Annotated in this window: 19 protein-coding genes (1 of these 19 running past the window's edge); 17 read left to right on the top strand and 2 right to left on the bottom strand. The window is 64.4% G+C overall.

All coding sequences use genetic code 11. The features are described from left to right. From CEQ44_RS03360 to CEQ44_RS03340, 5 genes are all read left to right on the top strand, one after another. Nucleotides 1–2,399, top strand: the 3' portion of a protein-coding gene (locus CEQ44_RS03360; RefSeq protein WP_088182812.1) for a glycosyltransferase. Its footprint begins 982 nt before the window's first position; the window shows 2,399 of its 3,381 coding nt (coding positions 983–3,381); its start codon lies beyond the left edge, outside the window; its stop codon occupies nucleotides 2,397–2,399. After that, nucleotides 2,396–3,127 carry an AcvB/VirJ family lysyl-phosphatidylglycerol hydrolase gene (locus CEQ44_RS03355; RefSeq protein WP_176400231.1) on the top strand — a complete coding sequence of 244 codons (732 nt, stop codon included), beginning with the start codon at nucleotides 2,396–2,398 and terminating at the stop codon, nucleotides 3,125–3,127. The genes CEQ44_RS03360 and CEQ44_RS03355 overlap by 4 nt, the downstream gene beginning before the upstream one ends. Nucleotides 3,128–3,214: 87 nt before the next feature. Further along, nucleotides 3,215–3,901, top strand: a complete 687-nt coding sequence (locus CEQ44_RS03350; protein WP_088182814.1) for a response regulator transcription factor — start codon at nucleotides 3,215–3,217, stop codon at nucleotides 3,899–3,901. Between the two features lie 2 nt (nucleotides 3,902–3,903). Then, entirely contained in the window at nucleotides 3,904–5,271 is a 1,368-nt protein-coding gene (locus CEQ44_RS03345; protein ID WP_254913608.1) for a HAMP domain-containing sensor histidine kinase, read from the top strand. Nucleotides 5,272–5,432: 161 nt separating this feature from the next. Then, on the top strand, nucleotides 5,433–6,008 hold the full coding sequence (locus CEQ44_RS03340) for a hypothetical protein (RefSeq protein WP_088182815.1): 576 nt from the start codon (nucleotides 5,433–5,435) through the stop codon (nucleotides 6,006–6,008). On the opposite strand, the gene CEQ44_RS03335 is transcribed toward CEQ44_RS03340, so the two are convergent. Then, nucleotides 6,005–6,907: an SDR family NAD(P)-dependent oxidoreductase gene (locus CEQ44_RS03335; RefSeq protein ID WP_088182816.1), complete on the bottom strand. Its 903-nt coding sequence runs from the start codon at nucleotides 6,905–6,907 to the stop codon at nucleotides 6,005–6,007. The genes CEQ44_RS03340 and CEQ44_RS03335 overlap by 4 nt on opposite strands. Before the next feature lie 133 nt (nucleotides 6,908–7,040). On the opposite strand from CEQ44_RS03335, the gene CEQ44_RS03330 reads away from it, so the two are divergent. Genes CEQ44_RS03330 through CEQ44_RS03310 form a run of 5 tightly spaced genes read left to right on the top strand, consistent with a single transcriptional unit; the run spans nucleotide 7,041 to nucleotide 13,353 of the window. Further along, nucleotides 7,041–8,465 (top strand): MFS transporter, encoded by a 1,425-nt coding sequence (locus CEQ44_RS03330; protein ID WP_088182817.1) that lies wholly within the window; start codon nucleotides 7,041–7,043, stop codon nucleotides 8,463–8,465. Between the two features lie 37 nt (nucleotides 8,466–8,502). Beyond that, on the top strand, nucleotides 8,503–9,261 hold the full coding sequence (locus CEQ44_RS03325) for a nuclear transport factor 2 family protein (protein ID WP_088182818.1): 759 nt from the start codon (nucleotides 8,503–8,505) through the stop codon (nucleotides 9,259–9,261). Between the two features lie 4 nt (nucleotides 9,262–9,265). Next, entirely contained in the window at nucleotides 9,266–10,693 is a 1,428-nt protein-coding gene (locus tag CEQ44_RS03320; RefSeq protein WP_088182819.1) for an NAD-dependent succinate-semialdehyde dehydrogenase, read from the top strand. A 3-nt stretch (nucleotides 10,694–10,696) separates the two neighbouring features. Next, nucleotides 10,697–11,752: an amidohydrolase family protein gene (locus CEQ44_RS03315; RefSeq protein WP_088182820.1), complete on the top strand. Its 1,056-nt coding sequence runs from the start codon at nucleotides 10,697–10,699 to the stop codon at nucleotides 11,750–11,752. Continuing rightward, nucleotides 11,749–13,353 (top strand): MFS transporter, encoded by a 1,605-nt coding sequence (locus CEQ44_RS03310; protein ID WP_088182821.1) that lies wholly within the window; start codon nucleotides 11,749–11,751, stop codon nucleotides 13,351–13,353. The genes CEQ44_RS03315 and CEQ44_RS03310 overlap by 4 nt, the downstream gene beginning before the upstream one ends. A gap of 3 nt (nucleotides 13,354–13,356) precedes the next feature. On the opposite strand, the gene CEQ44_RS03305 is transcribed toward CEQ44_RS03310, so the two are convergent. After that, on the bottom strand, nucleotides 13,357–14,826 hold the full coding sequence (locus tag CEQ44_RS03305) for a carotenoid oxygenase family protein (RefSeq protein ID WP_088182822.1): 1,470 nt from the start codon (nucleotides 14,824–14,826) through the stop codon (nucleotides 13,357–13,359). A gap of 103 nt (nucleotides 14,827–14,929) precedes the next feature. Between CEQ44_RS03305 and CEQ44_RS03300 the strand changes: the two genes are divergently transcribed. The 7 genes from CEQ44_RS03300 (at nucleotide 14,930) to CEQ44_RS03270 (ending at nucleotide 24,369) form a co-directional block, all read left to right on the top strand. Further along, entirely contained in the window at nucleotides 14,930–15,394 is a 465-nt protein-coding gene (locus CEQ44_RS03300) for a MarR family winged helix-turn-helix transcriptional regulator (RefSeq protein ID WP_088182823.1), read from the top strand. Between the two features lie 273 nt (nucleotides 15,395–15,667). Then, nucleotides 15,668–18,190, top strand: coding sequence for a TonB-dependent receptor (locus CEQ44_RS03295; RefSeq protein ID WP_254913609.1), 2,523 nt, complete (start codon nucleotides 15,668–15,670; stop codon nucleotides 18,188–18,190). A 62-nt stretch (nucleotides 18,191–18,252) separates the two neighbouring features. After that, the gene (locus CEQ44_RS03290) at nucleotides 18,253–19,020 is read left to right on the top strand and encodes a glutathione S-transferase family protein (RefSeq protein WP_088182824.1); all 768 of its coding nucleotides are present in this window, start codon (nucleotides 18,253–18,255) and stop codon (nucleotides 19,018–19,020) included. Then, a complete protein-coding gene (locus tag CEQ44_RS03285; RefSeq protein WP_088182825.1) occupies nucleotides 19,017–19,766 on the top strand; it encodes a glutathione S-transferase family protein in 750 nt (249 codons plus the stop codon). The genes CEQ44_RS03290 and CEQ44_RS03285 overlap by 4 nt, the downstream gene beginning before the upstream one ends. A 4-nt stretch (nucleotides 19,767–19,770) precedes the next feature. Continuing rightward, nucleotides 19,771–21,333, top strand: a complete 1,563-nt coding sequence (locus CEQ44_RS03280; protein ID WP_088182826.1) for an AMP-binding protein — start codon at nucleotides 19,771–19,773, stop codon at nucleotides 21,331–21,333. A 44-nt stretch (nucleotides 21,334–21,377) separates the two neighbouring features. Further along, entirely contained in the window at nucleotides 21,378–23,507 is a 2,130-nt protein-coding gene (locus CEQ44_RS03275; RefSeq protein WP_088182827.1) for a PQQ-dependent dehydrogenase, methanol/ethanol family, read from the top strand. Further along, entirely contained in the window at nucleotides 23,497–24,369 is an 873-nt protein-coding gene (locus CEQ44_RS03270; protein ID WP_088182828.1) for an amidohydrolase family protein, read from the top strand. The genes CEQ44_RS03275 and CEQ44_RS03270 overlap by 11 nt, the downstream gene beginning before the upstream one ends. The last annotated feature ends 3 nt before the right edge of the window (nucleotides 24,370–24,372 follow it).

Raw genomic sequence — 24,372 nt, 5'->3', positions numbered from 1 at the left:
CGCCGATCCGTTTCGATCCGGCGTCGGGCAATGCCAGCTTCGATTATCGGCAGGACGGGCAGGTCCACCATGTCTGGATGCTGGACGCGGCGAGCGGCTGGAATCAGATCCGCGCGGCGCGGCTGGCGGGAACCGGCGGCATAGCGCTGTGGCGGCTGGGATCGGAAGATCCCGGCTTCTGGGCCGCGCTCAAACAACGCGATGCGATGCCGCCCGCCGCGATCGGTCGGCTAACCAGCTTCAACTCGGTCGATGTGGAAGGCAATGGCGAGTTGTTGCGGATCGACGATGTGCCGACCATCGGCCGCCGCACGATCACCATGGGATCAGGCCACACCGTCGGACTCATCACCGACGAGCATTTCGCCAGCCTGCCCACGCCCTATGTCATCCGCCGCACCGGCTACAAGCCGCACGACGTGGCGTTGACCTTCGACGATGGCCCCGATCCGGTCTGGACGCCGCCGATCCTGGCCATATTGCGCAGGGCGCATGTGCCTGCGACCTTCTTCGTCATCGGCGAAAATGCGATGATGCATCCCGGACTGTTGCGGCAGATCGTCGCGCAGGGCAGCGAAATCGGCAATCACAGCTATACCCACCCCAATCTGGCGCAGGTGTGGGACCGGGGCGTATCGCTGGAACTCAACAGCACGCAGCGGCTGGTCGAAGCCTATACCGGTCGGGCAATGCGCCTGTTCCGCGCGCCCTATTTCGGCGATGCGGAGCCGACCACGGCGGACGAGATCGGCCCGGCGCTGGAGGCGCAGAAGGCGGGCTATCTCAATGTCGGCCTGCATGTCGATCCGGGCGACTGGACGCGGCCGGGCGCAGACGCCATCGTCGCGCGCACCATCGCCCAGGTTGAGGATGGCAGCGCCGGCCGATCGGCCCAGATCATCCTGCTGCACGATAGCGGCGGCGACCGGGCGCAGACGGTTGCCGCGCTGCCGCGCATCATCAAGGCGCTGTCGGCGCGCGGCTATCGCTTCGTGCCGGTGTCCGCGCTGGCCGGGCTGACGCCTGCGCAAGTGATGCCGACCATCCGTGGAGCCGATCTGGCCGCGGTGCGGGTCGATGTCGCCATATTCCTGCTGCTAGCGGGCATCGCGGTGACGCTCAAATGGCTGTTCTTCGCCGTCATCCTATTCGGCATCGGCCGCGCGCTGATGCTCGCGGGGCTTGCGCTGGGCAGCCGGTCGCCGCGTAACCGGATCGCACCGCCAGCTATCCAACCTGATATCTTCGTGTCGGTCACCATCCCCGCCTTCAACGAGGCCAAGGTGATCGAAACATCGGTGCGCCGGGTCTTGGCCAGCCAACAGGTAAGGCTGGAAGTCATCGTGGTCGATGATGGATCGACGGACGCGACCAGCCGCATCGTCGCCGACGCCTTTGCCGACGACGCGCGCGTCCGCCTGCTGACGCTGGCCAATGGTGGTAAGGCCGCCGCGCTGAACCATGCGCTGGAGATCGCCACCGCGCCGATCATCGTCGCGCTGGATGCCGACACCCAGTTCGAACCGCTGACCATCGCCTGCCTCGCCCGCTGGTTCGCCGATCCCGCGGTCGGTGCGGTGGCGGGTAACGCGATGGTCGGCAACCGCGTCAACCTCGTCACTCGCTGGCAGGCGGTCGAATATGTGACGGCGCAGAATCTGGAACGGCGCGCACTTGCCCGGTTCGGCGCGATCACGGTGGTTCCGGGCGCGGTCGGCGCGTGGCGGCGATCGGCGCTGGACGCCGTGGGCGGCTATCCGCTGGACACGCTGGCGGAGGATCAGGATCTGACCATCGCCGTGCAGCGGGCTGGCTGGCATATCGCCTATGATACGCAAGCCGTCGCCTGGACGGAGGCGCCCGAAAGCTTCCGCGCCCTGTCCAAACAGCGGTTCCGCTGGGCCTATGGCACGCTGCAATGCCTGTGGAAGTATCGCAGCATCTGGCGCACGCGCAAGCCGGCGGGTCTCGCCTGGGTCGGCCTGCCCCAGGCTTGGCTTTTCCAGATCGGCTTTGCGCTCGTGTCACCGATCATCGACCTGGCCCTGGTGGTCAGCGCGCTCGATACCGCGCTGCGCGTCCACCAACATGGCTGGGCGCAGACGCAAAGCGACGTGCTGCGCATGGCGCTCTACTGGATCGCCTTCAACGCGATCGACGTTGCCTGCGGGGCGGTCGCCTACCGGCTGGAGCCGCGCGAGAAACATTATCCCGCGCTTCTGCTGGTCGCGCAACGCGTCATCTATCGGCAGATCATGTACAGCGTCGTCATCCGCGCCGTCGCCACCGCCATATTGGGTCCATGGGTCGGCTGGGGCAAGCTGGAGCGCAGCGGACGGGTCCAGTCGAGGGACCATCCCCTGCCCCATGCCGACGCCGCATGGAACCAGGCGGCATGAGCCGGTGTGTTGTCGCGCTTGCAGGACTCGCCTGCATCCTCCTGCTGGCGCTCTGGTCTATCGGCTATATCGGCAACGGCGCGCTGTTCGACCTGCGCCCCGCAGAAGCTGCGGCAGACCCACACCACCCCCGCGCCGTGGCGCTCTATTTGTCGGGGGACATGGGATTTCGCGCAGGGCTGGCGCGGCAGGTCGCAGAGCGGCTGACGCGCCATGGCATAGCTGTCGTAACCGAAAACAGCCTGCGCTTCTTTCGAACGCGCCGCACCCCCGAAGAGGCGGGCGCTATGATCGCGCAAGGCCTGCGCTGCACGATCGCGCTCGATCCGAACGCCCCTGTGCTGCTGCTGGGTCAGTCTTTCGGCGCGGATATCATCGCGCCGTCGCTCCCCTATGTACCGACCGCGCTGCGCCGACGGATCGCCTTCATCGGTCTGATCGCGCCCGGCGCTACCCGCCAATGGCGCGCGTCGCCATTCGCAATTTTCTCCTTCAACGAGCCGAAGGAAGACGCCGCCACCGCCGCCGGGCGGCTGAGCTGGGCGCCGTTGCTGTGCATCCATGGTGTCAAAGAGGTCGCCAGCCTATGCCCGCTGTTGCGACAGGCCAATGTGTCCCGACTGCAACTGCCCGGCGGCGATCCCCTGCATCATGACGCCGATGCGGTCAGCGCCGCCCTATTACAAGCGATCGGACGATCACTTGGCTGGCGGGACGCAAGACGATGACCAGGAGCGACGCCTTCTATGGCTTTGATCGTGCGCGCGCCTATAAAGCGGCGATCGCATCGATCGGGGCGTAACATGAGGACGGTCATGAGCTATAAGGTGCTGCTGGTCGAAGATGACGCCACCACCGCCGATTACATCGCCAAGGGGTTGGTCGAGGAAGGCTTTACCGTCGACCGGGCGGACAATGGCCGCGACGGCCTGTTCCTGGCGACCGAGGCCGCGCATGACGCCATCATTTTGGATCGGATGCTGCCGGGGATGGACGGGATGGCGGTGCTCGCCGCCCTGCGCGCGGCGGGAATCGACACGCCGGTCATCATCCTGTCGGCGCTGGCGACCGCCGATGAACGGATCAAGGGGCTGACCGGCGGATCGGACGATTATCTGGCCAAGCCCTTCGCCTTTGCCGAACTGCTGGCGCGGTTGCGGATCATCCTACGCCGCGGCGGGGGCGGCCAGGCGCCCGAAACGCGGCTGTCCTGCGGCGATCTGGACGTCGACCTGCTCTCCCGCAAGGTGAAGCGCGGCGCGCGCACCATCGACCTGCAACCGCGCGAGTTCCGCCTGCTCGATTATCTGTTGCGGCATCAGGGCGAAGTCGTCACCCGCACCATGTTGCTGGAGGGCGTGTGGGATTATCATTTTGATCCCGGCACCAACGTCATTGACGTGCATATCAGCCGCCTGCGCCGCAAGATCGACGAAGATGGCGAACCGCCGCTGATCCACACGGTTCGAGGCGCGGGCTATCGGTTGAGCGAACGAGGGTGACGATGCGCTGGCGCCACAGCGTCATCTGGCGGTTCGCGGCGCTCGTCTTCCTGATGCAGATCGCCTGCGTGCTCGTTGCGCTATGGGCTGTCCATCAATTCACCAGCCGGTCGGTGGACGAAGCCAGCCGCGCAGTTGCAGTGAACCTGCGCGACGATATCGCCGCCACTTATGCGGCAGCCGGGCTGCAAGCGGCGGGCGCCACGGTGCATAGCCGCATGACGGCCGACCCGGACGGCAGCTCCATCATGCTGCTGATCGGGCCGAACGGCCAGCGCGTCGCCGGCAACATTCCAGGCTGGCCGGCCGATATCGAACCATCGGAGAGCTGGCGCAAGCTCGACCTGCGGCGCATCGGCCAGAAGGACCGGGAACCCCAAAGCATCGGCGTCGTCAGCACGCGATTTCCAGATGGTACGCGGCTGCTGACCGGCCATGTCGTCGAAAATGACGTGCGCTTTGGCGGTTATCTGGAAGCGGCGCTGATCGGCGCGGTCCTGCTCGCCATGCCGCTGGCGGCCGGCGCCGCCTTTTTGTCGGCCGCCATTATCCGGGGTCGGCTGCGATCGATCATCGATACCGCGGCGGCGGTCGGCACCGGCGACATCCAAAGCCGCATCCCCTTGAGCGGCAGCGGCGACATGTTCGATGCGCTGGGCTATGAAATCAACGCGATGCTGGACCGCATCACCGGCCTGATGGACGAGATGCGGCTGGTGACCGACGGCCTGGCCCACGACCTGCGATCCCCCTTGACCCGGTTGCGCGCCGTGCTGGACAGCGCCCTGCGCCAGAGCCGGGACGAGCAATCGATCGCCGCGCTGGAAAAGGCGCTGGACGAAGGCGACACGCTGCTGCGGATGCTGGATGCCGCCCTGCTGATCAGTCGGGCGGAAGCCGGCATCGGCCGCGACAATTTCTCCGCCGTCGATGTCGCGGCGCTGTTGCAGGATTTTCAGGAAATGTACGAAGTCCTGGCAGAGGACAAGGGCGTGACCATCACCGTCGATGCGCCGCCCGGCCTGCATATCCGGTCGCATCGCGAGATATTCGGCCAGGTCTTGTCGAACCTGATCGACAATGCGCTGAAATATGGCGGCGATCGCATCCTTCTGTCCGCCTGGCGCGATGGCGCATCAATCTGTGTCGCCGTGACCGATAACGGCCCCGGCATCGCGCAGGAACGGCGGATCGAGGCGCTGCGCCGGTTCGCCCGACTGGATGCATCGCGCCATATCACGGGCGCTGGCCTGGGCCTGTCGCTGGCGGCGGCGGTTGCCCATCTTCATGGCGGCACGCTGACCTTGAGCGATGCGGGACCAGGGTTGCGCGTGACCCTGACCCTGCCCGCCGAGCATGATCCATCCTGAAAGGCCGTCAATCTGGGTGGCGTCAGCCGGGGACGCTCCCGCACTCCGGTAAAGTTTCCGCCGTGACACTTTACCGGAGGGCAAAGTGTCACGGGCGACAAAATGCGACTCGCGGAAAAAACGGGATTCACAAGCGACTCGCTCTGTGCTTGATTCACGATATGTTTCACGCGCCCGCCCTCTCCCGCATTCCTGGCGGTAGCGATCTTTCGCTGTTGCTCGACCAATTGTCCCATTGCTGCTCACGACCGCGATACGCCTTCATGCTGCTGACGCTGATCGCGGACGTGGCGCGACCGGATGGCAGCGCCGGGCCGGAAGTGCGGGTCGGCGACGGGCTGGTGCCGCTGCGCGACTGGCTATGCGATGCGCTGACCCCAATGGGCCATCGCGATCCGCGCCGCCTGGCGCTGGTGGAGCGGGTGCGTGACGAACTGCGCAAGGATGCCAGGCTTTCGGGCGACGCGGCCGCCGACGATGCGCTGGTGCAGGAGGAAGTGCGCAATCGGGTGCGCGCCTCAGGCAAAACCAATCTCAGCCGGGCCGCGTCCGAGCTGGTCAAGGCCGGCCTGCTCAAGCGCCATTATCAGGGCTATCGCGTCGACCATCTCAATCGCGGGGCACAGCGGCAGGCGGTCTATACGCTCACTGGCCGCGCCCGCGTGCTGATCGGCACGCCCGCCGCGCCACGGCGACCGGCCGCCCCACCCCGGCAGGGCGACCTGTTCGCGCATTAAGCGCGTTCGCGCGCGGCGCGCCGGGCCTTGGCATAGCCCTCGCGGCGCATCTTTTCGAAGCCGGTGCGCTGCTCAAATCCGGCATCCTGCGGATAGTCGCGGAAATCGGCGAGTATCTCGTCGAACACCGTCGCCAGTTCATCGCGAAATTCGGGATGGGGGAAGATGTGGAAGCGGTTCTCCTGCATGGCTTCCAATGTGCGGGCGGCGATGACGTCCGGCTCCATGCCGAACTGGTGCAACTGCTCCAGCCGCCCGACCGCCGCGCTGTCCACCGGCTTCGCGCCGCCGCTGAGCGCCGCCGGACGGATTTCGTCGCTGGCGTAGATATGGCTCTTCACCAGACCGGGGCAGAGCAGCGACACGCCGATGCCATGCGGCGCCAAGCTGTAGCGCAGGGATTCGCTCATGCCGCGCACCGCGAATTTGGTGGTATTGTAGATGCCGGGCGCGCCGCCGCACAGGAAGCTCGCCATCGACGCGGTGTTAACGATATGACCGCCCCGCCCCAGCGCCTTCATTCGCGGCGCGAAGGTCATCACGCCGTTGATGACGCCGTGCAGATTGACCCCCATCACCCAGTCCCAATCGTCATAGCTGGACTCGTCGATGGTCTGGAACAGGTTGATGCCCGCATTGTTGAAAACCAGGCTGACCGGTCCCAAAGCCGCCTCGGCCCGGTCGGCTGCCTCGGCGAAGCCGGTGCGCGATGCGACATCGAGTTGGACAGCTATAACGCTTTGATTGTCGAGCGTCTTGACGGCCGCGGCCAGCGCATCCTCGCGAATGTCGGCGATCGCCACCTTGCACCCCTGCGCCAGCAAGGCGCGGACCAGGCCCAGGCCGATGCCGTTGGCGCCACCAGTGACGAAGGCAGTGCGTCCTGCAAATTCGAGCATCCTATTCTCCCATGACGGTGATTATAACGACCGTGCATTTTTCTCTCGCCATAATCGTATAGTTCACTTACAAATTCGCCAAGCCGAAATTTCATCCCTGTGAACAAAGGGAGAAGTGGAGAGGAGAAGGCCCATGGCCCTGGCACCCGCGCCGATTGCGACCGAGACATTATGGGATGTAGATGCGACCGCATCGCTGGATGCCGCCGCGACGGCGCGCCCGCCTTACTCGATGGGCGCTGCCTATTGGGCGCTGTTTGTCATCATCCTGGCGACCTTCGTCACCTTTTTCGAACAGGTGGTGTTCGCCATGCTGGCGGAGCGGATCAAGGCGGATTTCGGCCTGTCCGATTCGCAACTCGGCTTCCTGGCCGGTCCCGCCAGCATCATCTGCTATCTGTTCGTCGGCATCCCGCTGGCGCGGCTGGCCGACATCTTTCCGCGCAAATATGTGCTGGCGGGCGGTTGCGCGGCGCTGGGCGTCATCACCTCCATGGGCGGCATCGCGCAGACGTTCGGCCAGTTCGTCGGCAGTCGCGTTTTCCTGGCCGCGGGGGGATCGGCCCATGCGCCGTCGTCCTATTCGCTGCTGGCGGACGCCTTCCCGCCGCGCATCCTGACCCGCGCCTTCGCCCTGCTGCAATTCGGCTTTATCGGCGGCACCACGCTGGGGCCGGCAATCGGCGGCATGCTGATCGCGACCGCGGCCGGATGGGCGCCGACCCAGCATGGGGGCCTTACTATTTTGGGCTGGCAATGGCTGATGATCTGGCTGGGCCTGCCCGCCTTGTTGGTCGGCCTGCTGTTCCTGACGGTCAAGGAACCGCCGCGCCAGGCGCCGCCCGCCGGCTCGATCATGCCCCCCGCTGACGCGTCGCTGGGCCGCCGTATCCTGACGTTCACCGGGCTGGACGCCGCCAAGGCAATCCATGCCAAGCGCCGCGTCTATTATCCGCTGTTTGCCGGGCTGGCTTTGAGCGCGATCGAAGTGTTCGGCCTGCAATTCTGGCGCGTGCCCTTTATGATCCGCACCTATGGCTGGAACGAGGCGCAGATCGGCGCGGTGATGGGATCGATGACATTGGTCGCCTCACTGACGGGCCTGCTGCTGGGCGGCATCTTCGTCGAATGGCTGGCCAAGCGCCATGCCGACGCCAATGTCCGCGCCGCCGCGATATTCTTCGGCTGCGTGACGGTCTGCGCCATCCTCGCCCCGCTGATGCCCAACGGCTACGCTTCGCTGGGCGTCGCCAGCATCGGCGCGATGTTCGGCATCGCCGGCGCCGTGCCCCAGAACGCCGCTATCCAGCGCGTCGCGCCCAATGCGATGCGGGGGCAGGTGACGGCGATCTACCTGTTCATGTTCACCTTCTTCGGCGCGATGGGCAGCTTCCTGGTCGGCTTGGTGCAGGACTATATCGTCGGCGATCCCAGCCAGCTTTGGAAGTCGCTGGTGATGACCGCGGCCGTGCTGCTGCCGATCGCTACGCTCTGCATGGTCCGCGCCATCCGCCCTTATCGCGAGGAAGTGGAGCGATTGGCCGCACAAGCCATCTAATCTGTAAGTATTACATACAATGATAGGAGAGCCAATCATGTCCGAGACCGACCGTATCGCCCGCCTGGAACAGAGCGTCGCCGACCTCAGCACCCGCCTGCAACGGCGCGAAGATGAGCTGGACGTGCGCAAATTGCAGCATCTCTACGGCTATCTGATCGATAAATGCCTCTATAACGAAACCGCCGACCTGTTCACCGAAGATGGCGAAGTGCGTTTCTTCGGCGGCGTGTGGCGCGGCCAGGCGGGCATCCGCCGCCTCTATGTCGAACGCTTCCAGAAGCGTTTCACCCATGGCACCAACGGGCCGATCGACGGCTTCCTGCTCGACCATCCGCAATTGCAGGATATTGTCGATATCGACGCCGACGGCGTCACCGCTTATGCCCGCGCCCGGTCGATGATGCAGGCGGGCCGGCACAAGGATTATACCGACCCGTCCAATCCGGCTCTCGGCGCGCGCCAATGGTGGGAAGGCGGCATTTATGAGAATACCTATAAGAAGGTGGACGGCATCTGGCGCATCCAGATCCTGAATTACATGCCGCAATGGCACGCCGATTTCGATCAGGGCTGGGCCAATACCCCGGCCGAATATGTGCCCTTCCCCAAGATCACCTATCCCGAAGACCCGACCGGCCCGGACGCACTGATCGAGGATCATTGGTTGTGGCCGACGCACAAGATGGTGCCGTTCCATATGGTGCATCCGGTGACGGGCAAGGCGATTGTCGCCGAACGCTGGCAGGGCGATATCGACCGGGAGCGGGCCGCGCGCGCAGCCGTGAGCGTCTGAACCCATGGCCTATCCCGACCTGTATCTGATGATCGACGGCCAGCGGTTGTCGGGCGGCGGGCGACGCACCCACAAGGTCGTCAACCCCGCCACCGGCGAAGCGATCGCGGACCTGCCGCTGGCCGATGCGGCGGACCTGGACGCCGCGCTGGCGGCGGCGGAGCGGGGGTTCCGCCGCTGGCGCGATTCCACGCCGCAGGAACGGGCGGCGGTGTTGCAGGGCGCGGCGCGGTTGATGGTCGAGCGGCAGGAGGATCTCGCCCGCATCGCCACACTGGAACAGGGCAAGACGCTGGCCGAAGCGCGCATCGAAGTGATGATGAATGTCGGCCTGTTCAATTTCTACGCCGGGGAGGTCTTCCGCCTCTACGGCCGGGCGCTGGTGCGTCCGGCCGGGCAGCGATCGACGGTGACGAAGGAGCCGGTCGGCCCGGTCGCGGCCTTCGCCCCGTGGAATTTCCCGCTCGGCAATCCCGGCCGCAAGCTGGGCGCGCCGATCGCGGCGGGATGTTCGGTGATCCTGAAGGCGGCGGAGGAAACGCCCGCGTCAGCGCTGGGCGTGCTGCAATGCCTGCTCGACGCTGGCCTGCCGGGCGATGTCGCGCAGGCGGTGTTCGGCGTGCCCGACGAGGTGTCGCGCCACCTGCTCGGCTCCCCCATCATCCGCAAGATGAGCTTCACCGGCTCCACGCTCGTGGGCAAGCACCTGGCCAAATTGGCGGCGGAGGATTGCAAGCGCACGACGATGGAATTGGGCGGCCATGGCCCGGTGCTGGTCTTCGCCGACGCCGATATCGAGCGGGCGCTCGATACGGTGGTGGCGGGCAAATATCGCAATGCCGGGCAGGTGTGCGTGTCGCCCACCCGCTTCATCGTGGAAGCGGGCGTGCATGATCGCTTCCTTGCCGGCTTTGTCGAACGCGCAAAGAGAGTGACGGTCGGCGATGGATCGGACCCCGGCAGCGTCATGGGGCCGATGGCCAATGCCCGGCGGCTCGATGCGATGGACCGGTTGATCGGCGACGCGGTCGCGAAGGGCGCACGCCTCGAAACCGGCGGCGAACGGATCGGCAATGCGGGCTATTTCTTCGCCCCCACCGTGCTGTCGGGCGCGCCGCTGGACGCCGCCATTATGAACGAGGAGCCGTTCGGCCCCGTCGCCCTCATCAACGCCTATCCCGACGAGGCCGCCATGATCGCGGAGGCCAATCGGCTCCCCTATGGCCTCGCCGCTTATGCCTGGACCAGCGACGCCGCGCGCCAGCGCCGGGTCGCGCGGGCGGTCGAGGCCGGGATGGTCGGCATCAACACCGCGATGATCGGCGGGTCGGATTCCCCGTTCGGCGGGGTCAAATGGTCTGGCCATGGCGCAGAGGACGGTCCCGAAGGGATCGACGCCTGCCTCGTCACCAAAGCCATTCACGAAGGATAAGCGATGAGCCATGCATTGAACACGGGCGACGACCGCGGCTATCTGCGCATCGCCACCGAAGAAGCCTTCGCCACCCGCGAGCAGATCGACGCCTATCTGCGCATGGTGCGCGACGGGACGGCGGACCGGGGCATGGTGTCGCTCTGGGGCTTTTACGCGCAATCGCCATCGGAACGCGCGACCCAGATCATCGACCGGTTACTGGACCTTGGCGAACGAAGGCTGGCCGACATGGATGCGACGGGGATCGACGTCGCAATCCTGTCGCTGACCTCGCCCGGCGTGCAGCCCCTGCTCGAAGTGGAAGAGGCCAAGGCGATGGTCGCCCGCGCCAACGATCATCTCGCCGATCGCTGCGCCGCCCATCCGACCCGTTTCGTCGGCATGACGTCGATCGCGCCGCAAGACCCGGACTGGTCCGCCGCCGAAATCCGGCGCGGGGCGGGCGATCTTGGCTTCAAGGGGGTGATGGTCAACAGCCATACGCAGGGCGAATATCTGGACGACGCCAAGTTCGACCCGATCTTCCGCGCGCTCGCCGATACCGGCCAGCCGCTCTATATCCATCCCTCGACGCCGCCCGACGCGATGATCGGGCCAATGCTGGACGCGGGGCTGGACGGCGCGATCTTCGGCTTTGGCGTGGAGACGGGGATGCACCTACTGCGGCTCATCACCATCGGCATTTTCGACCGCTATCCCGATTTGCAGATCATCGTTGGCCATATGGGGGAGGCGCTGCCCTATTGGCTCTACCGGCTCGACTATATGCACCAGGCGGGCGTGCGGTCGCAGCGTTATGCGCGGATGAAGCCGCTCAACAAATCGATCCACGACTATATGCGGTCGAACATCTGTGTCACCACCAGCGGCATGGCATGGGAGCCGGCGATCAAGTTCGCACAATCCGTACTGGGAGAGGATCGGGTCATGTATGCGATGGACTATCCCTATCAATATGTGGCGGATGAGGTGCGGACGCACGACCTGCTGGACATTTCGGACGAGGCGAAGCGCAAGTTGATGCAGACCAATGCCGAGCGCGTGTTCGCCCTGTGACGATAGCGAACCCTTCGCGCGCCACGGCCTATTATGCGCTGGCGCTGGTGGCAGGCACCAATCTGGTCAGCCTGCTCGACCGCAATATCCTCGCCATCCTAGCCCCCGCGATCAAGGCGGACCTGAAGATCGGCGACGCGGAGATGGGGCTGCTCTACGGCACCGTCTTCGCGCTCTTCTACGCACTGTTTTCGCTCCCGCTGGGGCGGCTGGCGGACGGGTGGATCAGAACGAAACTGCTGGCCATCACGATCGGCTTCTGGTCGCTCGCCACCGGCGGCGCGGCTTTGGCGACCGGCTTCTTCACGCTGATGCTCTCGCGCCTGTGCGTCGGCATCGGCGAAGCGGCGTCGCAACCAGCCGGCACCAGCCTGACCTATGATTATTTTCCCCGCGAAAAGCGCGGCATGGTGATGGCGGTGATGGCCGCCGCGATCGCCATAGGCCTTGGCGGATCGCTCATCATCGGCGGCATGGCCGCGCAATGGTGGGATGCGCGCTACGCCGCAGGCACGGCGCCGCTGGGCCTGAAGGGCTGGCAATTTGCCTTCGCGGTGGCCGCGACGCCCGGCTTCCTCATCGCCTTCCTGATGAGCCGCCTGCCCGAACCGGAACGGGGCGCAATGGACGGCATCACGACCGCGCCTGATCCGCACCCTTTCCGCGCCAGCCTGAACGTGCTGGGCGCGGTGACGCCCGGCTTTCATTGGATGAGCCTGGCGCGCACGCGGGCGACGACGCGAGAGTGGGCGCTCAACATCGGCCTGTTGGTGCTGATCGTCGTTGCGATGCTGCTGGCGATCGGCTGGGCGGAGGCTTTCTCGCCGCGTCCACCGCTGCTGCTGGCTGGCATGGCGATCAGCCCGCATGTCGTGCAATGGAGCGTGATCGGCTTTGGCGCGTTCGTTATCGCCAACCTGCTGCAAAATCTCAAAGGGCGCGATCCGGTCGCTTTCGCGCTCATCACCCGCAATCCCTCGCTGCTGCTCTGCATCGCAGCGGGGGCTCTGCAAAGCGTCATCAACTATGGCGTGATGGGCTTTACGCCGTCCTTCCTGATGAAAGGCTATGGCCTGTCGCCCGCCGACACCGGGCTGCAATTCGGACTACTGTCCGCCGCGCTGGGTGTGGTCGGGCCGCTGATCGCCGGGCCTTTGTCCGACCGGATCGGCGCGCACCGCCTGTCGCGCCGGGTGTGGGTCGCGCTGTTCGCCATGAGCCTGTCGCCATGCCTGGCGTTCTGGGTCTATCATGCGCCGGATGCGGGCGGCTTCTACCTCCGCTTCACGCTCTACAGCCTGATCCTGACCATGTGGATGCCGCCGCTTTACGCCGTGTTGTTCGAACAGGTGCTGCCGCGGATGCGCGGGCTGACCGTCAGCCTCTATATCGTTGTATCGACCATCTTCGGCCTCGGCATCGGTCCCTATGCCGTGGGCATGATAAGCGATGCGCGCGGCGGCGACCTGGGCGGGGCGATCCTGTCGATCAACTGGGTCGCGCCACCGCTGGTGCTGATATTGCTGGTGCTGTTGTGGCGCGTCGAACGCGACCATGCCAGCCTTCTCCCCCGCGCGCGGGCGGCGGGGGAGCAGGTGTAACGGCTACGCCGCCAGCCCGATCTGCACGGCGGTCGCCCAATTGCCGTGCAGGCCGAACCGCAGGCGGATGGGTATCCGCACCTCCGCGATCGGTCCCTTGGCGATATCGGTCGCGTCGAACAGCAGCAGGTCGCTGCGATGCGCCTCCAACCGGTTGCATACCTGCACGATCCAGCCATCGCCTTCGGCCGCGTCGGGACTGCGCGGGATGAAGCAGGGTTCCTGCAATGACGAAACCGGCCCGCACCACCATTTCTGCTCTTCGCCTGTCTGGTGGTCGATCAGGCCCAGCGTGTTCATCAACATCCCCGACGGACTGCCGCCCTTCAGTTCCACCGGCTTGGTCGGGTCGATCACCAGCAGCCAGCCATAGCGATAGGGCAGGCCGGTGTAGCGATCGTCGATCCGGGGAAATTCCCCCATCATGGTGGTCAACCGCCGCACGCTGGCCAAATCGTCGCCATTGGACGCCATGTCCACCGTCCAGCGCGTCAGGAAACTCGCCGATTCCGGTCCGTTGAACGGCGCGCCATGGATGTCGGGGAAGAAGGGGAACATGTTGTTCTTCGCTTCGGGCGTATCGAAATGGATTTTCGTGCCCTCCTGAAACGCGTTCATGACGTGGCTAGCGAAACAATTGTCGCGCTTGAACCAGCGTATGTCGGCGGCGCTCGCATCGGCCCGGCGCGGCAGCACGCCCAGATAGACCGGCAGCGTCGTGTCGAAACCGAAATGCGGCAGCCCTTGCTCCAGCCGTTCCCAATTGGACGTGCTGGGCACCACATGGAACAGCGCGTAGTCGGGGGTGATCGCAAAGTCATGCATCATGGCATAATAAGGCGTTTCGAACCATAATTCCTGCTTCAGCGCGCCGTCCGGCGACACGACATAATAGGTCATATCGCGCGTCAGCACCCCCTTGGCCGCGTAGCCGAAGGCGATCATGTCGCCGGTCGCCGGATCGATCTTGGGATGGGCGGTGAAGGTCTGCCCGGTCATCGCGCCGTCGAACCGCGTATAGCCGTCCGTCTCCAACGTCGCCGGGTCCATCACCAGCGCAGGGCTGTCTTCTTTGAGCGCATAGAGTTTCCCGCCATGGATGAAGGCGGTGGTGTTGGCGGTGCCGCGTATTTTGCCCTTCACCACCTCGTCGTCGGTCAGCGGATTGCGATAGGCGCCGAACAAGGCTTTGCCCGCTTCATGCTCCAGCTTCCACTTGTCGGTCTTCGCCCAGCGCTGGCGGAAATCGACCTGACCGTCATGAAAGCGAAACATGGTAATCATGCCGTCGCCGTTGAAAGCGATGTCGTCGCCCAGCCGCGGTGGAAATTGGGGGTCGGGTTGCACCCGGTAAAAAGCGCCATCCAGTTCGGGAGGCACCGTCCCCTTTATGTCCAGGTCGGCAATGTCCGCCTCGATCCGCGTGGGCGTATTGAAACCTGTGAAGGACGGCGTGTCTGGAAAATGCGCCATGGCTGATCCTCTCCCTTTTATGGTTGAAGATATTGTATGTGACACAGACATTTTTTCAAGTGCCCGGATTGACGTATCAGCACTTACTCCGCACACTGTTACTATGAATACCATGAATGACATTGAACCGCTCGACATCTTCCCCGATCCCCGCCTCAGCGGCATCGATGGACTGGTCGGTTTTCATATCCGGCTGGCCAGCGCGGCGGTCTATCAGCACTTCACCGAAACCTTCAGCGACTTGGGCCTCACGCAAAAGCAGGTTGCCGTCCTCTGGCTGATCGAGGATCAGCCCGGCATCGCGCAGGCGGACATTGGCCGCCGGCTGAAAATGGACCGGGCGAGCGTGATGGCTATCGTCAATCGCATGCAGGACCGCGGTTTCCTGACCCGCGGCGCCTCCGCGCAGGATCGCCGCCGCCAGACGTTGAGCCTGACCGATGGCGGCCGCGACTCGCTGGCAAAGGCGCGCGCCTGCATCGCCGAGCATGAAAATTGGCTCAAGGCGCGGTTCAGTCCGGCCGAAACCGCAATGCTCGTAGAGTTGCTGCGGCGCGTCTACGTCTGAACGCAGACATCGCGAAATAAAGGGTTTTCGGCGCGTACCCTCTCCACCCCCGATCATCCTGTTATTGCCAATACCACCAATAGAGACAACAGCATTATTTGCCCTCTCGCAATATTGGCAAATAGTGCGACAATGTTCGTTGTGAGGTCGATCCGGCTCTTGCATCCGATAAAATTGTATGTCTTACTAACAATCGACGCACAGCAACGTCATGAGGCGGGTCACGTCCGGGCAGGGCGGATCTCAAGCCGGAATTAGGAGAGGGGATTACCCATGCAACACGATCTTCGTGCAATGATGTCGCGCGCCCTGTTGGCGTCAGCCTCCGTCCTCGCCATCACCACACCAGCGTCCGCGCAGACATCGGCCCCGCCACCCGCCGCTGCGCCACAAGCCGCCGAGCAGGAAGCCATGTCGCAAAGTTCGGTGGCCGACATCGTCGTCACCGCCCAGTTCCGCGCACAGCGGTTGCAGGACACACCCATCTCCATCACCGCCGTCGGCGCGGCCGAGCTGGAGGCCAAGAGTCAGACCAACCTGGCGCAGATGGCCGACGCCGCGCCCAACGTGTCGTTGAAGCCGCAGGGCGCGTCCTTCGGCCCGTCCATCACCGCCTCCATCCGCGGCATCGGCCAGAACGACTTCAACCCCGCCTATGAGCCGGGCGTCGGCATCTATATCGACGATGTCTATTATCCGCAGCTCACCGGCGCGGTGTTCGAACTGCTCGACCTCGATCGCGTCGAAATATTGCGTGGACCGCAAGGCACGCTCGCTGGCCGCAATGCCGAGGGCGGCGCGATCAAACTCTACTCCAAGCGCCCATCGGGTGATGGCGGCGGCTTTGTCGAGGTCAATTACGGCATCCGTAACCGCATCGGCATCCGCGCCGCTGCCGATTTTGGCATCACCGACACGTTGGCCGTCCGCATCTCCGGCGTCGCCAAGCAGCAGGAAGGCTTTGTCGATCGCATCGATTATGGCTGCGCTAATCCGGGCAGCGGCATCCCGTCCACACGGCCCGCCGGCGATTGCACCATCAGCAAGCTGGGCGGCGTGGGATACCAGGCGATCCGCGCTATCCTGGCTTGGGAGCCGACCGACAAGCTGGATGTCACGCTGATCGGCGACTATACCCGCGACGAACATACGATCGCGGGCGAAGTGTTGCTCGACACGGCCGCCATCAATTCGCCCAACACCAATCCCGCACCCGGCATCCCCTATGACAACCGCTTCATCTGCGGCCGCTATTGCAATTATATCGGAACCGGCCAGCCCGCGGGCGTCTGGACGCCGCCGATCCCGGTCGATCCGTTTGGCGCGGCCGGCACCCCGCTTGCCGCGACCCAGGGCACCGACCGCAGCCTCTACAAGGGTTGGGGCGTGTCCGGCCAGATTAACTATGCGCTGTCCGACGCCTTCAAGCTGACGTCGATCACCGGCTATCGCAGCTTCGACACGCAGTTCGATTCAGACGATGATCTGTCGCCTGCCAATACCAATTTCGGCCGCAACTCGCTGGAAAATTGGAGCTTCAGCCAGGAAGTCCGGTTGAACATGGACCTGAGCGATAGCCTGAATGGCACGGTCGGCGGCTATTATTTCAAGCAGAAATCGACCTATGACTCGTTCCAGGACATTCGCTATGTCGCGGTATATCCGCTGCAATTCCGCCAGCCCGACCCCACCAAGGCAGAAGCCAAGGCAGCGTTTGCGCACCTGTCGTGGAAGCCGATCGATCGGCTGACGCTCAGCGGCGGCTTGCGCTACACCGCCGAAACCAAGGACCAGACCTATTTTCGCCTGAACTATGACGGGTCGGTCAACCGCTTCCTTGACCCCGTTGGCGTCGCCTATGGGATCGGCTATTCGGGCGCCGACACGCTCGATTACAACGGCAACGGCAACACCACCGAAACGGTCACCGCTCTGTCCGGCCTGACCGCCCATTATAGCGCCAAGCGCTGGGACTATCGCGTGGCAGCCGATTATCGGCTGACCGACAGCCTGATGGTCTATGGATCGGTATCGACCGGGTTCAAGGGTGGCGGTTCCAACCCGCGCCCCTTCAATACGCAGCAGGTCATCGCCTTCCGTCCCGAAAAGCTGACCGCCTATGAAATCGGCTTTAAGAGCGACTTTTTCAACCGCCGGGTTCGGTTGAACGCGTCCGCCTTCATCAACGACTATGTCGATATCCAGATCCCGGTGCTGACCTGTCCTGGCGCGCCCTGCGCCGCGCGGCTCAATGCAGGCGACGCGCGGGTCAAGGGCTTCGAGGCGGAACTGTCCGCCTATCCGATCGACGGCCTGGCGATTGATGCGTCGATTAGCTATCTCGACTTCAAATATATCGCCAGCAGCCTTGATCCAGCGGCGACGTCCCCGACCGTTCCGGGCGGCACCAACCCCGGCGGCGTGTCGCCCTCCGACCCGCCCGCCTCGCCACCCTGGAAGTTCAGCGTCGGTGCCCAGTATAAGATCGACCTCGACAAGGCAGGCAGCCTGACACCGCGCTTCGACGTCACCTATGAAGACAAGAAATATGGCGGCCCGTCAGTCGTGAACGGCGAACGCATCCTCAACTTCGTGCCCGCCTATACGCTCGCCAATGCCCGGATCACCTGGCAGAATGCGGACGAGGATCTCGACGTGTCGTTCGAAGTCACCAACCTGTTCGACAAATATTATCTCCTCTCCGTCCTCGACCTGCGCGGCGCAGGTGGCGGGGTCCGCAAGGGCCGCCCCGGCAATCCGCGCGAATGGGCGGTGACCGTGAAGAAGAAATTCTAAGCCTCCCCCTGACCGGCCGGGCCTTACCGCCTGGCCGGACTCTTTTCGGAGATCGATCCGGCATGACCAACGTCACCCTCTATCATTGGGAACCCAACGCCAATTCGGGCAAGCCCATGCTGGCGCTGTTCGAAAAGGGCGTCGCGTTCGACAGCCATTATCTCGACCTGCTGAATTTCGACCAGCACAAGCCCGATTATCTGGCGGTCAATCCGCTCGGCACCATCCCAGCGATGACGCATGGAGACAAGGTGCTGACCGAATCCACCGCGATCATGGAATATGTGGACGAAGCGTTCGACGGCCCGCGCCTGATGCCGGCCGACCCGGTGGACCAGTGGCGCACGCGCTGGTGGATGAAGTTCATGGACCAATGGCTCGCCCCCAGCTTTTCGATGATCGGCTGGAGCATCTTCGTTGGCCCTTCCGTGCGCCAGAAAGATCCGGCCGAGCTGGACGCGGCGATCGACCGTATTCCCATGCCCGAACGGCGCGTCGCCTGGCGCAAGGCGATCAACGGCGCCTTTTCGGACGAAGAGATGACCGAATCGAAACGCCGCGTCGGCCTGGGCATCGGTTATCTGGAGGAGGCGCTGGGGCAGCGCGAATGGCTGGCATCGGACAGCTATGGCCTGGCCGACATAAACGGCTTCAACCTCGCCTATGCCATGCCCTTGTCGCAGCCGCATCTGTGCAATGACGAACTGACCCCCAACATCATGCGCTGGCTGCGCGCCATCTATGCGCGCCCGGCGACCCGCGCCTGCTGGGCGCTCGGCCGTACCGACCTCGCCCGCCGCATCTCCCTGCTCGAAAGCGAACCTGCATGACCGGCATCCTCTATCATGGCCAGCCCAATGGCCCGTCCTTCACCGTCCTCGCCGCGGCGTTTGAAAAGGGCGTCGATCTGGATCTGCACGCCATCGATCTGGTCGCGGGCGAACGCCACTCGACCGCCCTGCCCCACCCGTTGGAAGTCGATCAGTCGATCGAGGGTGAAGGACCGGTTCTGGTGGTCGATGGTGTCGCCATGACCGACAGCGTGTTTCTGGCCTGCTATCTGGACGAAGTCGGCACCGGCCCCGCGTTGCGCCCGGCCGATCCCTATGCCCGCTGGCAGATGATGGCCTGGTGCCGCTATGTGATTGAGCGCGTCGCGCCCGCCGCCGCCGCGCTGGGCACCGCCGCTGCACCGCCGCCCGCCGTCCCCGCCACCATCGCCAGCGCCGACCTTGCCGCCCGCTGGCAGGACGCCGTCGGTGGCCGCATCGATGAAGGCAAGCTGACCGACAGCCGCACCAAGATCGTCCAAGCGGTCGAGAAGCTGGAGGCGCAACTGGCCGACGGGCGCGACTGGCTGATGGGCGACTTCTCCATCGCCGACCTCGAAAGTTTCGCCTGGCTGGCCGGGATGCGCGCCATCCTGCCGGACGCCTTTGCCGCCGCGCCGCTGACCGACGCCTGGAAAGCGCGGTTGCGCGCTCGCCCCGCCGTGGCGCGGGCGCTGGCCCATACCACCGTGCCTAACCCCGAAACCGTCTGGGCGCCCGGCCCGGAGATCAACCGCTGGGGCTGATGGAATGCGCGCGATCGACTATTTCGACCGGGGCCACGACCTTGGGCCACAACGCCCCTGCCTGATCGACGGGACGAGCGGCGAAACGCTGAGTTTTGCCGCAGTCAAGGCGCTGACGGAACGGATCGCCTGCGCGCTCCATGCGGGCGGCTTCCGCGACCAGCAGCCGATCGCGCTCTATGGTCCCAACAGCGCGACGATGATGATCGCCTTGCTCGCCATCTGGCGCGCCAATGGCCAGTGGGTGCCGGTCAACAGCCGCAACGCGATCGACGCCAATGCCGCCTATCTCGACTATGTCCGCTGCGGCTGGCTCTTCTACCATAGCAGCCAGGCGGCGGATGTCGCGGCGCTCAAAGCGCGCGTGACGAGCCTCACCCATTTCGTCTGCCTCGACCGCGCTTATGATGGCGATCCCTCGCTCGACCAGTTCATCGCGAACAGCGAGTTGGACAGCTTGCCGGACTTTTCCGATCCGTTCGGCAAGCCCGACGACATTGTCGGCCTCTTCCCCACCGGCGGCACGACGGGACCGTCCAAGGGGGTGGTTGTCACCAATCTGGGCTGGGGCACGATGATCGAAACGCTGGCGCAGGCGGTCGACGGCAGAACCGATACACCTGTCTCACTCGTCGTCGCACCGATCACCCATGCGGCCGGCCCGGTGGCGCTGGCCACGCTGTCGCTGGGCGCGAGCCAAGTGATCCTGCCCGGCTTCGACGCCGCCGCCGTGCTGGACACGATCGCGCAGCACCGCGTCACCCATGTCTATATGCCGCCGACCGCGCTCTACAGCCTGCTCGACGCGCCGGAACTGGCAGACAGCGACACGTCCTCGCTCAAGATCTTCCTGCTGGTCGGATCGCCCGTATCGCCGGAAAAGCTGCGGCAGGCGGTCGACATCTTCGGCCCCTGCCTCTGCCAGGCCTATGGTCAGGTGGAATCGCCGATGATCGTCACCTGGCTGTCTCCCGAAGACGTGGCGGCGGCGGCGGCGGGCGACCGGCCCGAACGGCTCGCCAGTTGCGGCCAGCCTACCCGGTCCGTCCGGGTCGCCATCATGGACGATGACGGCAATCTCCTCCCCGATGGCGAAGCAGGCGAACTGGTCGTCCGCGGCGTGCTGGTGTCACGCGAATATTACGAAATGCCAGACGCGACCGCCGAAATGCGCACCCATGGGTGGCACCATACAGGCGACATCGCCCGGCGCGATGCGGACGGATATCTCTATATCGTGGACCGCAAGAAGGACATGGTCGTGTCCGGCGGCTTCAACGTCTTTTCCGCCGAAGTGGAAGCCGCCGTCACCGAACTGGCGGCCGTGCGCGAATGCGCCGTCATCGGCATCCCCCATGCAAAATGGGGCGAAGCGGTCCACGCAATTGTCGTTGCAGACAATATCGGGGAAACGGATATCATCGCCCATGCCAAGGCCCGGCTGGGCGGGGTGAAGGCGCCCAAAAGCGTCGCCTTCGTCCCCGCCATTCCCCGGACCGCGGCGGGCAAGATGGACAAGAAAGCCCTGCGCGCCGCCTATTGGACCGGCGCACGGATGGTCAATTGAGCGATGGGTGACAAACATCCGCGCCAGGCATGGAGAGGAATAGGATGCGGATCGCGATAGCGCTGCTGGTGGGAACGAGTCTGGCCCTGTCAGCTTGCGGCACGGGGACCAGCCAGGAAGCGACCGCCCCGGCCGTGACCGGCGGCGTGGATGCCGCACGCATCATCGCGGCCAAACCGGCCGAGTGGCTGTCCACCGGCCGCACCTATGACGAGCAGCGGTTCAGCCCGTTGACCGCGATCAACCAGGACACCATCGGGAAGCTGGGCCTCGCCTGGTTCGCTGACTTGGACACCAATCGTGGGCAGGAGGGCACGCCTCTCTTCATCGACGGCGTGCTCTACACCTCCACCGCCTGGAGCATGGTGAAGGCCTATGATGCGCGCAGCGGCAAGCTGCTCTGGTCTTATGACCCGCAGGTGCCGCGCGAAACCTTGGTCAAGGCCTGTTGCGACGCAGTCAATCGCGGCGTGGCGGCATGGGGCGACAAATTGTTCGTCGGCACATTGGACGGCCGCCTGATCGCGATCGACCGCAAGAGCGGCAAGCCGGTCTGGAGCGTCGTGACGCTCGACCAGACCAAGAATTACACCATCACCGGCGCACCGCGCGTGGTGAACGGGTTGGTCGTCATCGGCAATGGCGGGGCGGAGTTCGGCGCGCGCGGCTATGTCGCGGCCTATGATGCCGATACGGGCAAGGAGCGCTGGAAATTCTACACCGTCCCGGCCCAGCCCGGCACGGAACAAGAACCGGATTACCTCAAGAAAGCGGCCGCCACCTGGTATGGGGAGTGGTGGAAACAGGGCGGCGGCGGCACCGTATGGGACGCCATGGCCTATGACCCGGAGCTTGACCTGCTCTATATCGGCGTCGGCAATGGTTCGCCCTGGAACCAGACTTATCGCTCCGAAGGCAAGGGCGACAATCTCTATCTCTCATCGATCGTTGCAGTCCACGCCAAGACGGGCGCCTATGCCTGGCATTATCAGACGACGCCCGGCGATAGCTGGGACTTCACCGCCACCCAGCATATCATGCTCGCGGACATGGAGATGGGCGGCCAGAAGAAGAAAGTGCTGATGCAGGCGCCCAAGAACGGCTTTTTCTACGTTCTCGACCGCACCAACGGAAAGCTGCTGTCGGCGAAGAATTTTGTGCCGGTCAACTGGGCCAGCGGCATCGACATGAAGACCGGACGCCCGATCGAGAATCCGGCGGCGCGCTATTACAAAACCGGCAAGCCCTTCATCGGCTCCCCCGGCGCGACCGGCGCGCATAGCTGGCACCCTATGGCTTTTGATCCCAAGAGCCGGACCGTCTTCATCCCCGCCAACCTCGCCGCCTTCCCTTATATCCCGGAAAAGGGGTGGAAGGCGAACAAGCTAGGCTTCAACGTCGGCGTCGATATCGCAGCGGCCGCCATGCCCGCCGACAAGGCGGTGCGCGAGGCCGCGATGAAGGCGACCACCGGCGCGCTCATCGCCTGGGACCCGGTCGCACAGAAGGAAAAATGGCGCGTCTCCTATAAGGGACCATGGAATGGCGGGCTGCTGGCGACTGGCGGCGATCTGGTGTTTCAGGGCACGGCGACCGGGGATTTCAATGCCTATGCGACCAAGGATGGCCGCAAGCTCTGGTCCTTCCCGGCCCAAACCGGCATCGTCGCCGCGCCGATCAGCTATGAACTGGACGGCGCGCAATATGTGGCGGTGATGGCCGGCTGGGGCGGCGTCTGGGCGCTGGCCCCCGGCATCCTCTCCGACAAGAGCGGACCCAGCCGCAACATCAGCCGCCTGCTGGTGTTCAAGCTGGACGGCAAGGCCCCCCTGCCGCCCGTGCCGCCGCTTACCGCCATGCCGCTCGACCCGCCGCCCTCCACCGCCAGCGCGGCGGAGATTGCAGCGGGCGGCGCACGCTTCGGCCGCTATTGCAGCACCTGCCATGGCGATTCCGCGGTCGGCGGCAGCATCGTCCCCGACCTGCGCCACAGCGCCGCGCTTAACGACAAAGCCACCTGGCAGATGATCGTGCATGATGGCGCATTGAAGGATAATGGCATGGTCAGCTTCGCCTCGATCTTTTCCGCCAAGGAGATTGAGGATATCCGTGCTTACGTCATCCACCGCGCCAATGAGGACAAGACACTGGAAAGCAAGCCCAATGCCCGTTGATCCCACGAAAGTCATCGCCATCGACGTGCATGTTCATGCCGAAGTGTCGTGCCACGATCCCGAAGACCCGGTGATGGCGAAATATTTCGACGCCGCATCCGCCTATTTCAAGGCGGATCGCAAGCGGCCGACCATTCCCGAAACCATCGCTTATTATCGCGCGCAGAATATCGCCTTCTGCCTGTTCACCGTCGATTGCGAGAGCGGCATCGGCGCCAAGCGGATCAGCAATTACGAGGTGGCGGAACTGGCCGCGAACGACAGCGACATCGTCATTCCCTTCGCCTCGATCGACCCGCGCAAGGGCAAGTATGGCGCGCGCGAGGCCCGCGACCTGGTCGAAAATTACGGGGTGAAGGGCTTCAAATTCCACGGTATCATGCAGGATTGCCATCCGGCCGACCGGGTCGCCTATCCCATCTATGAAGTCATCGCCGAATATAAGCTGCCCGCCATCTTCCACACCGGCCATTCGGGCATGGGCACCGGGATGCGCGGCGGCGGCGGGGTGCGGCTGAAATATGGCCAGCCGATCCTGGTGGACGATGTCGCGGTCGATTTTCCCGACATGAAGATCATCCTGGCCCATCCCAGCTGGCCTTGGACCGACGAAAGCCTGTCTATGGCGCTGCACAAGGACAATGTCTTCATGGACCTGTCAGGCTGGTCGCCCAAATATTTTCCGAAACAGGTGATCCAATACGCCAATACGCAGCTTAAACATAAGATGCTGTTTGGGTCCGACTGGCCTCTCATTCGCCCGGAAAAATGGATCGACGCCGCGCGGGAAGCGGGCTTCCGGGACGAAGTGCTGCCGCTCATCATGAAGGATAATGCGGTGAAATTGTTGGGATTGGGCTGAATC

Source organism: Sphingobium sp. Z007, from assembly GCF_900013425.1.
In the GTDB taxonomy this organism is placed as follows: domain Bacteria; phylum Pseudomonadota; class Alphaproteobacteria; order Sphingomonadales; family Sphingomonadaceae; genus Sphingobium.
This window is presented reverse-complemented; position numbering and strand designations above follow the sequence as displayed.